This is a genomic window from Oceanobacillus arenosus (assembly GCF_003369575.1).
Lineage (GTDB): Bacteria > Bacillota > Bacilli > Bacillales > Amphibacillaceae > Oceanobacillus > Oceanobacillus arenosus.
In genome coordinates this window covers 189,381-201,953 of the sequence record NZ_PIOC01000001.1, presented here as the reverse complement: position 1 = coordinate 201,953, position 12,573 = coordinate 189,381, and the positions used below count along the sequence as shown (strand labels likewise).

The window sequence follows — 12,573 nt, the reverse complement described above, 5'->3', positions numbered from 1 at the left end:
GCAATCTGTTTAAAAACATACTTATTGCAATGAAATTTCTAATTGTACACCCTAATTAATAAAGTCATTCTTTTGGGATGAGAATATTTTATTAAAAAGGGAGAGGTATATGATGGAAAGAAGTTTATCAATGGAAATCGTACGCGTTACAGAGGCAGCTGCATTAGCATCTGCACGTTGGATGGGTAGAGGAGTAAAAGATGAGGCAGATGATGCCGCAACTACCGCAATGCGCTCCGTATTTGATACGATTCCGATGCAAGGAACGGTAGTAATTGGTGAAGGGGAAATGGATGAAGCGCCAATGCTATATATTGGTGAGAAACTTGGAACAGGGGATGGTCCAGGGGTTGACGTTGCGGTGGATCCATTAGAAGGGACAGACATCGTTGCCCAAGGATCTTGGAATGCCCTGTCGGTTATCGCGATAGCTGATAAAGGTTCCTTATTACATGCACCAGATATGTATATGGAAAAAATTGCTGTTGGGCCAGAAGCAGTTGGGAAAATTGATATTAATGCACCTGTCATTGATAATTTAAGAGCGGTAGCTGAAGCAAAGCATAAAGATATAGAGGATGTTGTTGCAACCGTATTGGATCGTCCGCGACATGCGAAGTTAATTCAAGAAATTCGAAATTCAGGTGCAAGAATTAAATTGATTCCGGCAGGTGACGTAGCTGCAGCAATGAATACGGCCTTTGATGATACAGGTGTTGATATTTTATTAGGTAGTGGCGGTGCTCCTGAAGGGGTACTTGCAGCAGCTGCATTAAAATGCCTCGGTGGGGAAATTCAAGGAAAGCTTCTTCCTTCTAATAACGAAGAAATCATGCGTTGCCATGAAATGGGCATTACCGATTTAGATAAAGTATTTTACATGGATGATTTCTGTAGTGGAGACGATGCAATTTTTGCCGCAACAGGTGTTACCGATGGTGAATTACTGAAGGGTGTTCAATTTAAAGGCTCGAATGCGACAACATCGACCATTGTCATGCGAGCAAAAAGTGGTACCGTTCGCTTTATTGAAGGAAAACATAGCTTACAGAAGAAACCTAATCTTGTCATGCAGCCTTAACCAATGACTTGGTAGTAAAGAAAGTATTTCCATATTTCTTTCTACATAAATGCAACTAAGGCAAACGCCAAGTTTTCTAATAAATAATGAAAGAAAGGAAGCCGGAGCATATTGGCTTCCTTTCCTTTCATATAATAACCCGAGTATTTCTGTATAAGTTTCATGTATACATCGTGATCTAGTAAGAAAATACTAGTAAACTAGTTTAACTAAGTGGGGAAAATTACATTATAAATAGAATTTCTAAAATTGGTATTGAATAATAGGGATGAAAAGCGTATGATAATAAATGTTTAAGATAGAGTCATCTTGGCTAGCATAGTTTATACCTGAATAAAACCGCTACCATAATTACGCTTAGAGAATAATTCAGCTATAGTTTTAACTTAAACTTCTGACTTAAGCTTCTGCATTAATTCTACATTTCTCAAAGGACATCTTCCAACAAAGAAGTGGAACGATCAATATTATGATAATGCTATTATGTTCTATTAAGGTATACCCCCTCGAACAATGAGCACTGCAAACAAAAAACGGAAGATCGTTTCCGTTAATATTCTTAGAAAATCATCATGTAATCGGGGAGATTAACAACTCCACTCAAGATAGCTTCATTCACAAAAAATCAGTTTCAAAATATGAAAAATAAGTATGATCTTGAACAAGAATTAAATTTTTCCAATATTAAATCATAAGATATTATAACGAATAGGCGTGGTGATAGAATGTCCGCATTAACAATCTCTCAATTAGAAGTACTGACATTAAAGGAACTTTATACGTTAGCAAAGGAATATAAAGTGTCTTATTATGCAAAATTAACGAAAAAGGAACTTATTTTTGCAATTTTAAAAGCCCAGGCAGAAAAAGACGGCTTCCTATTTATGGATGGTGTGCTAGAAATTATTCCCTCAGAAGGATTTGGCTTCTTAAGACCAATTAATTATTCTCCAAGTGCTGAGGATATTTACATTTCTGCTTCACAAATCCGCCGCTTCGATCTTCGGAACGGTGATAAAGTTTCTGGTAAGGTACGTCCACCGAAGGAAAATGAACGTTACTATGGCCTGCTACACGTTGACGCAGTAAATAGTGAAGACCCAGAAACATCGAAAGAACGTGTGCATTTTCCTGGTTTAACCGCATTATACCCAAATCGCTTCATGAAACTAGAAACGGAAGCGAGTAATCTTTCTACTCGAATTATCGATTTGATGACGCCGGTTGGTTTTGGTCAGCGTGGGTTAATTGTTGCTCCACCTAAAGCGGGGAAAACAACATTAATTAAGGAAATTGCGAACAGTATTACCATAAATCATCCAGAGGCAAAATTAATCATTTTACTTGTTGATGAACGTCCAGAAGAGGTAACCGATATTGAACGTTCGGTTGCAAAGGATGTTGATGTGGTAAGTTCTACCTTTGATGAAGTGCCTGAAAACCATATTAAAGTATCAGAACTCGTACTAGAACGGGCAATGCGCTTAGTAGAACATAAACGTGATGTTATTATTTTGATGGATAGTATTACAAGACTTGCACGTGCATATAACCTAGTTATCCCACCAAGTGGCCGTACACTTTCAGGGGGGATTGATCCTGCTGCATTTCATCGTCCAAAACGATTCTTCGGTGCTGCGAGAAACATTGAAGAGGGCGGAAGCTTTACGATATTAGCAACAGCCTTAGTCGATACTGGTTCACGTATGGATGACGTTATTTATGAAGAATTTAAAGGAACAGGTAATATGGAATTACATTTAGATCGTAATTTATCGGATCGCAGAATTTTCCCTGCAATCGATATCTTACGTTCTGGTACGCGTAAAGAGGAATTACTCGTTTCCAAAGATCAGCTTGATAAAATGTGGGCAATCCGTAAAACGATGCAGGATTCGCCAAACTTCTTGGAACGCTTCTTAAGAAAATTGAAATTGTCGAAGAGCAATGAAGAATTTTTTGCACAAATGGAAGAGGAAATGAAGCGAAAAGGAATCAAGAAGTAGTTGGTTTTATATCGTTTCATGAGCTATATTATTTTTTTCTAGCTATTGCAATCACTAGTTCACACTGGTATAATTATTTCATGTGAGTTTTGATAAGGTTTTATACCTATGACGGCTCTTACAATAACTCTGTTTCTAAAGGACTCAGGGCAAAAAGGAGTGGAAGATGATGAAAAAGGAAATTCATCCAGAATACCAAAAAGTAGTATTTCTTGACACTAGCTCAGAATTCAAATTTTTGAGTGGATCAACTAGAGGATCTAGTGAAACAATTGAATGGGAAGATGGTAACACATACCCATTAATCCGAGTTGAAATTAGCTCTGATTCTCATCCGTTCTATACTGGTAAACAAAAAGCTGATAAAGTCGGCGGCCGTGTTGACCGATTCAAGAAGAAATATAATCTTAAATAAAAAGCTGAAACAACTTTTAGTAGTTGTCGCTGCATAATAAAAGTAAAGTATCCGACATATTTTACGAAAAAACAGGCAAAATGTCTATATTTTGCCTGTTTTTTACTTTTTATTTCTATGAAATATAAGTTAATGTTGTCGTATTTAGTGGTAAACTAAACAACATCCATAACTTTTTTATATAACGCTAAAGTGAGGGATTTTTGTAAATGTATGTAATGAAGCAAAGCGGCTGGGTTGAAGTGATTTGTGGCAGTATGTTTTCTGGAAAATCAGAGGAATTGATTCGTCGCATTCGCCGTGCAGCTTATGCAAATCTAACGATGCGTGTATTTAAACCTGCAATTGACAATCGCTATGAGGAAAAGTCTGTTGTTTCCCATAATGGGACATCAACGGTTGCGATACCGATTAATAGCTCAGAAGAAGTGCTAAAGCATATTGATAAAACAGTGGAGTTCATTGCAATTGATGAGGTACAGTTTTTTGACGATAATATTGTTGACATTGCAAATGAATTAGCGAATCAAGGGATTCGAGTTGTTGTAGCTGGCCTTGACATGGATTTCCGCGGGGAACCATTTGGACCAGTACCGAAGCTAATGGCAATCAGTGAATCTGTAACAAAATTAAGTGCGATTTGTCCAGTTTGTGGCGCACCTGCAAATCGAACCCAGCGTCTAATTAACGGAAAACCAGCATCCTATGACGACTCGGTTATCTTAGTCGGTGCATCAGAATCCTATGAACCAAGATGCCGCCATCATCACGAAGTTCCAAATAAACCGAGCATTCAACTACTACAAAAGTTATCCAAAGTATCTGATTAGAGCGCCTGATTGGTGCTCTTTTTGAAATTCGTAATCCATACATATATTGAAAAAGTAAATTTTGACCGTATCCTTTGAGTATACTATAATGATACTGTCAATCAGAAAGAGGTGTTCGTGATGTTAGACCGTTTACAATCATTGGAAGATCGTTATAATAAACTAAATGAATTATTAAGTGATCCTGAGGTTATAAGCAATACAAATAAATTACGTGAGTACTCGAAGGAGCAATCCGGCTTGACGGATGCGGTTCAAGCTTTTCGTGAATATAAAGAAGTTGATTCCCAGCTTGTTGATGCAAAGGAAATGCTGGAAGATGAGCAAGATGCTGACATGCAAGAGATGGTTAAGGCAGAAATTGCAGAGTTAACACAGTCAAAGACGGATTTAGAAGAAAAGATGAAGATCTTACTTCTACCGAAAGATCCAAATGACGATAAAAACGTATTTGTGGAAATTCGTGGTGCAGCTGGTGGAGATGAGGCTGCATTATTTGCCGGCGATTTGTACAGAATGTATTCTCGCTATGCAGAGAATCAAGGCTGGAAAACGGAAATAATGGAAGCTCATTCAACTGGTGTTGGTGGCTACAAAGAAATTATCTTTATGATTAATGGAAATGGCGCATATTCAAAATTGAAATATGAAAATGGTGCACATCGCGTACAACGTGTACCAGAAACGGAATCTGGTGGTCGTATCCATACTTCAACGGCAACAGTAGCTGTTTTACCTGAAGCGGAGGATGTAGAGGTTGAAGTGCATGAGAAGGATATTCGTGTCGATACCTTTGCATCTAGTGGACCTGGTGGGCAAAGTGTTAACACAACAATGTCTGCAGTTCGTTTAACACATGAACCAACGGGAATTGTTGTTTCCATTCAAGATGAAAAATCGCAAATCAAAAATAAAGAAAAAGCGATGAAAGTACTGCGAGCAAGAATTTATGATAAGTACCAGCAGGAAGCGCAGGCGGAATTAGATGAAACTCGTAAATCTGCAGTTGGCACAGGGGATCGTTCAGAACGAATTCGCACATATAACTTCCCGCAAAACCGTGTTACGGATCATCGTATTGGCTTAACCATTCAGAAGCTTGACCAAATTCTGCAAGGTAAGTTAGATGAATTTATTGAAGCATTACAATCCGCAGAACAAATGGAAAAGCTCGAGCATATTGGTGAATAATATGGGAAATAAACAATATGAAGTCCTAAAATGGGCTTCTCTTTTTTTAGAGAAGCATGACCGTGAACCGAGAGTTGCTGAGATCTTGCTCCAGCATTATTTAAGTGTTTCGAGAGCGAAGTTTTATATGATGATGCACGATGTGCTCGATGAGCCCATAATTGCGAGATTTAAGGCAGATATAATCAAGCATGCAGAGACTGGCATTCCAGTCCAGCATCTTACAGGAGTGGAGAGCTTTTATGGGAGAGAATTTCTCGTCAATCATAATGTACTCATTCCAAGACCAGAAACGGAGGAGCTTGTACAGTATGTGATTAACGTTGCGAAGCGAGATTATGACGGACAAGCCCTTACGATTGTTGATGTTGGAACAGGAAGTGGTGCAATCGCCACTACGCTCGCCCTAGAGCTTTCTAATGCAATTGTATTTGCAACAGATATATCTGCGGATGCTCTAGATGTCGCGATGGATAATGCAGCGAGATTGCAAGCAAACGTTCATTTCTATGAGGGTGATTTTTTACAACCAATCATCAATGGTGAAATACATGCGGATATCATTGTATCCAATCCTCCATATATCGCAAAAACAGAGGTGCTATCGGATACGGTGAAAAACTTTGACCCAGCACTGGCGCTATTTGCCGAGGAGAATGGGTTGGCTGCATACAAGCAGATTATCAATCAAGCGCGGAAAGTCGTAAAACAGGACGCAACACTTGCATTTGAAATCGGCTATACACAAGCAGATGCTGTGTGCTCGTTAATCAAGGATACTTTTCCAGAGAGTAAGGTTCAAACCATTCAAGATATTAATGGGAAGGATCGAATTATTGTTGCTAGATTGTAGGGGTTTTAATTCTATCCCCCCCAAGAGATTGCAATGTTGATTTCCACTGTGGACAATCGTTTTCTATGGGCGACTCTTCAGCTTCATTGAAACCGAAGACCGGTTTTGGTAGATTTTCAGCCGTTGCTAATCCCACAGGCAGGAAGGCTTCGACAGTGTGACATCGCATCCGTAGAAAATGGATCTTTATTTTAGAGGAGTATTCTTTCTTGTCCTTAGTTCCAATTAACGGCCATATTTGGAACATATGCCACTTTAAAATAGAAAGATTAAGCACCATCCCAGCGAAGGAAATACACGGAGACTCCTGCGGGAGGAAAGGCCTCGGTGAGACTACGAAGTGCGGTAGCACGAGGAGGCTCACCAGCCGCCCGCGGAAAGCGTAGTGTATTTCCGTAGCGGTATGTCAGAGAGCAAATATCATTCCAAGCTGGTTTGCAGTTTATATCAACAGCAATAAGAAAAAAGGCATAAAATAAAATTACTAGAATACTAGTTTAGAATCGTAATTCACTGCCCATACTGAAGCTATCAGAGGGAGAGGGGAAATAAAACGATGAAGAAACTAGTATTTTTTGCATTTATTTTTATCATAATATTTACCATGTTTCCTACTAAAGGTGCGAGTCAACATACTGATTTAGAATATAATTACCAGGAGATTCCAGATGAAGCAATCCGTCTTCGAATATTGGCCAATAGTGATGATGAACGTGACCAAGAAATCAAACGACATGTCAGAGATCGTGTGAACCGGGAAATTAGCGAATGGGTTAAAGACATGACAGACATTGAAGATGCCCGGGAATTAATTGAAACGAAGCTACCTGTCATAAATGAAATGGTTGCAGAAGTAATCGAAGAAGAAGGAGCGGAAAATGCGTTTACCGTTGAATACGGCAAAAATGTTACCTTTCCAACCAAATTATATGGATCATATATATATCCAGCAGGTGAATACGAGGCAATTTTAATCACAATTGGTGAGGGCAATGGTGCCAATTGGTGGTGTGTATTATTCCCGCCACTATGCTTTCTAGACTTCTCATTTGGGGCAAATGTTGCATCCGCGGCAGATGCGGACAGTGTAGACCAAGAGGAAGAAAGTGAAGAAGTAGCAGAAGAACAACCAAAAGTAAAATTCTTCCTATTCGAATGGCTCGGCTGGTCATAGTTTCTCTAGTATCTGCATAAGATAATAGAAAGGATTCATTCTTATTGTTTACTGTTATTTAGATAAACTGCGGACTAGTTTAGTGTTCTAGGCTCTTCTTCCCGCAGGAGTCTTCGTATATTTCTTCCGCTGGGGTTGAAAAAATCACATTTAAAAGAGCGGCTTACCATTAACAATCGTAGTTGATTGAAGCACTAGAATGTAAACTTAGGTGTGAACAGCAACGTCCGTCCAGATCTGAAATTAAAATTATCACTAATCCGCACTTTATTTCAACTACACAACTATGCTCTATACTTGATAACCGAATTATCTATTTGAAATCAGCCAATGGCAAAGGGTATTTCTATCATTCTATTATTAATAAGAGAAGAGGGAGATAAGATGAGGGTAATTCTAGCACGCCATGCAGAGGAAGGAAAGTTGAAAAAGTTTTTTGAACAAAACATAAGCTTAGATAGTAAGGCTATATTAACTTCGGGCTATGTTGTTGAAAATCATTCCGAGATTGAAGGCTGCTTTACGTTAGATCCAGTCGAACAGGATGATTATTGGCTAAAACAGCTTTATATTACGAAATCAGCAGCAAATAAATTACCATTCTTGCTTGAGACTATTCTCGTGATGGCGAAGGAAAAGCGCGCGAAAAGTGTGTATGTAAATAGTCATCAACCAGTTGTGGATATTTTATTAGATGCATTACAATTTCATCGACAAAACAATACGCCGTTTGTGGATAAACATCCAATTTCAAAAGGGAAATGGTGGTCATATCAAGTTCCTTAATAAAGAACGTTTATAAGAATCAAATAACTGCAAACGTTAACTTATGCACATTATCAACAGGTGGGTGTTAATAACTTGTGAAAAAACTGTTAGTATGGAACAAAATTTGTGTATAATTAGCTATTTCGTCCTATCCTTCCTTCAATAACAAGAAAAATCCTGTGGATAACTATTCAGAGGATTTTTTACGTTTTACCCCACTTATCCACATTTTGCGAAAATCGACTTTATCCTCTAAAATAGAATATAGAAAAGAGGGAACGATCATGGTAGAGACATTACAATGGACAATAAAAGATAATGAAACAGACAATATTCAAGTGATAAATCAAGCTGCAGTACTACTAAAACGAGGAGAAACCGTAGCCTTCCCAACGGAGACGGTGTATGGACTTGGGGCAGATGCAACAAATGCAGAGGCAGTTGCTAAGATCTTCAAGGCAAAGGGACGTCCACAGGATAATCCACTAATTGCCCATGTTGCGACAAAGGAGCAGTTAATGAAGCTTGTGGATAACATTCAGCCATACGTCGAGAAATTGATGGATACGTTTTCGCCAGGACCGATAACGTATGTATTACCGAGCAATGGCACATGTGCGGCAAATGTGACAGCGGGCTTATCCACAATTGGTGTTCGGATTCCTAGTCATCCTGTTGCGCAAGCATTACTGAAAAATTGTGATATCCCAATCGCAGCACCAAGTGCAAACATCTCTGGGAAACCAAGTCCAACAACTGCAAATCATGTTTATGAAGACTTGCATGGGAAAATTGCTGGAATTCTTGATGGCGGTGCAACAGGAGTTGGAGTTGAATCAACAGTTATTGATTGTACAGAGGCCATACCAACAATCCTTAGGCCAGGCGGTGTCACGGCAGAACAGCTACAGGCAGTGATTGGGGAAGTTAATGTTGATCCAGCTTTAACAAATGCGACAGATCGACCAAAAGCACCTGGGATGAAATATCGACATTATTCCCCAGAAGTTCCATTATGGCTAATTAAAGGTACCCCACTTGAGATACAAAAGGTAATTGACAAGGAAAAGGCGAGTGGGGTGCGACTTGCCATTTTAGCAAGTGCTGAAACGGCAAGTCTTTTGCATGCAGAGGAAATATTCACCCTTGGAAATAATATCGACGAAATTGCTTCCAATTTATATGAAGCCCTACGTAAATATAAGGCAAGCGATATTGATCTAATTATCTGCGAAGCCTTTTCAGAGGAAGGGATCGGCCAAGCGGTAATGAATCGATTGAAAAAAGCTGCAAGTAAATATTTAACGATCTAACTGTGTTTATGATCGCAAACTTAGATTAGAATAGGTAAAAAAGTAACGTCTAATCCTTCATACTCCCCCTAGGACATGCATATAGTAAAGAAGCATGTCCTAGGGGGAGACTCGATGTCAGAGTATATTATTCATGAGCTGATTGCATTGTTGTTTATGGCTGTTGCATTAGGAATGGATGCATTTTCCCTTAGTCTTGCTATGGGGATGCAGGAATTGCGACTTAAGCGAATCGCGCTTATCGGTTTTACTATTGGTATTTTTCACATTATGATGCCTTTTATCGGTATCTTATTAGGGAAAGTTATCTCAGGACAAATTGGAAATATGACCACTATTGCGGCTGGGCTTTTACTGGTAGGAATTGGTGCACAGATGGCCTTTTCTGCCTTTCAACGTGAAGCAAAGAAGCTAATCCAACCATTTGGAATTGGCCTTCTTGTTGTTGCATTTACGGTAAGCTTGGATAGCTTTTCGATTGGCCTTAGTCTTGGGATATCTGGAGTGAAAACAGCTCTCGCGCTTATTTTATTTGGTGCATCAAGTATGATTCTTTCCTGGATTGGTATGTTGCTAGGAAGGAAAGTACACGGCTTTTTAGGGAAATATAGCGAGATTTTAGGCGGAAGTATATTATTGGGATTCGGACTAAGGTTGCTATTTGGTTAACCCCTACTAATCCTTCGTTTACCAAGCTTAAATCTCATTTGGTGAAAATCTGCACAGCCCCATGATGTCCAACATTACCTGTCAAATGTCTAGGTATTATGGTATATTTATACTATAAAATTCCAAATGGAGGCTCTCTATGAAGATACTATTTGTTTGTACGGGAAATACATGTCGGAGCCCAATGGCAGAGGCGATTTTAAGAGATAGGATGCCAAATGCTGAAGTACAATCTGCGGGGATTTTTGCAGGTGGGAAACAACAAGCAAACCCTAATACAATCAAAGTATTAGAGCGACATGGAATAGCGATTAACCATCAATCACAAGCCGTGACCAATCAGTTATTGAACTGGTCTGATGTAGTTTTAACGATGACAACGCAGCATAAGCAATCATTAATTATCGATTTCCCTGATTTTCAGGAAAAATATTATACACTAAAGGAATTCATTTCGGAAGCCGATAAAGAAGTATGGCAGGAATTAAAGAAATCCTATGCAGATTACGAGGAGAAGCGATCCTTATTTATTCAAGAAAATCAAATGAAATATAATCATATCCAGTTAAATGATATGCTTGGGAAACATTTAGTGAACGATATCGAGCATATTCGTAGACTTGAATCGAATCTAATCAATTATGATATTCCTGATCCATTTGGTGGAGATCTAGCAATTTATGAAGCAACATTTAAGGAGATGGATGCGTATATCCGTTTACTTATAAAGAAAATAGATAGGTAATATGGAGGATGACGTATGAAGGACAACTATCGATTTAGCCTACGATGGAAATTAGTTTGTTTTACTACGATTTTAGCAATTATTACATATGGCACGAGTGTGGGTTTTCTTTATTTACTTTATGATTATGTTCAAGATTTCTGGGATATTCCATTTAATTGGTATACCGTGATTATCCTAGGATTAGGGATTATTTGGTCAGGGATACTTGCTTATTTTGCATCTAGTGTTATTACGAAACCGCTAGCTAGATTAGAAAAGGTTGCATCAGATGCGGCAAAAGGAAATTTGAATCAGGTTGTGAATATCCCTAAATCAGAGGATGAGATTCGTGCATTGTCGATTGCCTTTGATATGATGCTAAAAAACCTGAATACGATTGTACATAATATTGATATCCATTTTGCTAGTACGAATGAAGCTGTAATGCAGATGAAAACAGCTTCACATAAAGCAGCACAGCACTCACGCGTAATCGGCACGTCCATTGATGAAATTTCACGAGGTGCGGAAAGCTCCTCTGAAGCAATCCAAAATACTGCAGAGGCGGTAGAGTTGGCAACTGGACTGGCGATAAAAGTTCAAGAGAAGGCTGGACAGTCAAAGGATAAATCTGCACAAATGCTTGATACATTAAATACAAGTAGAGAAGTGGTCAATCAACTAGTAGAAGGTATTAAGAAGCTAGCAGAAGAGCAAGAACATTCCTTACAGGATGTTGATCATTTGAAACAAAATACATTGCAAGTTGAATCGATTATTTCAATGGTTGGAGAGATTGCTGAACAGACAAATCTGCTTGCATTAAATGCTTCGATTGAAGCGGCTAGAGCTGGGGAGCATGGCAGAGGTTTTGCAGTTGTAGCGGAAGAAGTTCGCAAATTAGCCGATCAGAGTGCACAGGCGGTTCAACGGATTGGTAATTTAATCCAGTCCATTCAAGAGGATGTTAATCGTGTTGTTGTGAAGATTAACGAAAATGTCGTTTATGCAAGAAATGAATCTGAAAATGGAAAAGAAACGAACCTTGCTTTTGAAAAAATGTCAGGATCTGTTATCGATGTTGCAGCAGAAATTGATAGCATTACAATGCTGGTGGATCAGCAAATTACATCGATCCAGGATACGGTAAGACAGTCACAAGAAGTGGCAGCAATTGCTGAGGAAACATCGGCAGGAGCGGAAGAGGTAAATGCAGCAATCCAAGAACAAATTGCTACCATTGAACAAGTCGATGAATTAGCATTAGAAATTGAAAATCAAGCAGAAAAATTAAATAAGCAAATCAATAAATTTACTGTGAACTAAGAACAAAAGCGCAAGCGCCCGTTTAGCGACGTACGGACTGGACTGAGCCGCAGGAGATAAAGGAAACACGAGGAGCGTAAGCGAATCGATGTTGACTTATCGTACGGAGGTGAGGGAAGTCTCGCTAGTCGCTGGGCGCTGGAGCTGGACGCGGCCTAGCTTGTCAAGAAAATTGTAAAAGGGAAATTTTTATAATTTCCTAATCTAAAACAAAAGCGCA

General features: G+C 39.0%; 12 protein-coding genes and 1 pseudogene. All 13 read left to right on the top strand.

The window, feature by feature from the left end:
• Nucleotides 1-112 precede the first annotated feature (112 nt).
• The 13 genes and pseudogenes from glpX to CWR48_RS00775 all read left to right on the top strand — a co-directional run bounded on the left by glpX (nt 113) and on the right by CWR48_RS00775 (nt 12,353).
• Nucleotides 113-1,081 (top strand): class II fructose-bisphosphatase, encoded by a 969-nt coding sequence (glpX, locus tag CWR48_RS00835; RefSeq protein ID WP_115771142.1) that lies wholly within the window; start codon nt 113-115, stop codon nt 1,079-1,081.
• Between the two features lie 725 nt (nt 1,082-1,806).
• Nucleotides 1,807-3,087: a transcription termination factor Rho gene (gene rho / locus CWR48_RS00830; protein WP_115771141.1), complete on the top strand. Its 1,281-nt coding sequence runs from the start codon at nt 1,807-1,809 to the stop codon at nt 3,085-3,087.
• A 169-nt stretch (nt 3,088-3,256) separates the two neighbouring features.
• Nucleotides 3,257-3,502, top strand: a complete 246-nt coding sequence (locus CWR48_RS00825; RefSeq protein WP_115771140.1) for a type B 50S ribosomal protein L31 — start codon at nt 3,257-3,259, stop codon at nt 3,500-3,502.
• A gap of 209 nt (nt 3,503-3,711) precedes the next feature.
• Nucleotides 3,712-4,332 (top strand): thymidine kinase, encoded by a 621-nt coding sequence (locus tag CWR48_RS00820; RefSeq protein ID WP_115771139.1) that lies wholly within the window; start codon nt 3,712-3,714, stop codon nt 4,330-4,332.
• Nucleotides 4,333-4,452: 120 nt separating this feature from the next.
• Nucleotides 4,453-5,523 carry a peptide chain release factor 1 gene (gene prfA, locus CWR48_RS00815; RefSeq protein ID WP_115771138.1) on the top strand — a complete coding sequence of 357 codons (1,071 nt, stop codon included), beginning with the start codon at nt 4,453-4,455 and terminating at the stop codon, nt 5,521-5,523.
• A gap of 1 nt (nt 5,524) precedes the next feature.
• A complete protein-coding gene (gene prmC / locus CWR48_RS00810; RefSeq protein ID WP_115771137.1) occupies nt 5,525-6,376 on the top strand; it encodes a peptide chain release factor N(5)-glutamine methyltransferase in 852 nt (283 codons plus the stop codon).
• 556 nt (nt 6,377-6,932) lie between these two features.
• Nucleotides 6,933-7,550 carry a stage II sporulation protein R gene (gene spoIIR, locus CWR48_RS00800; protein ID WP_115771135.1) on the top strand — a complete coding sequence of 206 codons (618 nt, stop codon included), beginning with the start codon at nt 6,933-6,935 and terminating at the stop codon, nt 7,548-7,550.
• 384 nt (nt 7,551-7,934) lie between these two features.
• Nucleotides 7,935-8,336: a GNAT family N-acetyltransferase gene (locus tag CWR48_RS00795; RefSeq protein WP_115771134.1), complete on the top strand. Its 402-nt coding sequence runs from the start codon at nt 7,935-7,937 to the stop codon at nt 8,334-8,336.
• Between the two features lie 266 nt (nt 8,337-8,602).
• On the top strand, nt 8,603-9,631 hold the full coding sequence (locus CWR48_RS00790; protein WP_115771133.1) for an L-threonylcarbamoyladenylate synthase: 1,029 nt from the start codon (nt 8,603-8,605) through the stop codon (nt 9,629-9,631).
• 114 nt (nt 9,632-9,745) lie between these two features.
• Nucleotides 9,746-10,300: a manganese efflux pump MntP gene (locus CWR48_RS00785; RefSeq protein WP_115771132.1), complete on the top strand. Its 555-nt coding sequence runs from the start codon at nt 9,746-9,748 to the stop codon at nt 10,298-10,300.
• A gap of 139 nt (nt 10,301-10,439) precedes the next feature.
• Nucleotides 10,440-11,045, top strand: coding sequence for a low molecular weight protein arginine phosphatase (locus CWR48_RS00780; RefSeq protein WP_115771131.1), 606 nt, complete (start codon nt 10,440-10,442; stop codon nt 11,043-11,045).
• A gap of 15 nt (nt 11,046-11,060) precedes the next feature.
• A pseudogene (locus tag CWR48_RS21125) lies at nt 11,061-11,408 on the top strand (HAMP domain-containing protein); the annotation flags it as partial.
• Nucleotides 11,400-12,353, top strand: coding sequence for a methyl-accepting chemotaxis protein (locus CWR48_RS00775; RefSeq protein ID WP_425453855.1), 954 nt, complete (start codon nt 11,400-11,402; stop codon nt 12,351-12,353). The pseudogene CWR48_RS21125 and the gene CWR48_RS00775, both read left to right, overlap by 9 nt.
• Nucleotides 12,354-12,573 lie beyond the last annotated feature (220 nt).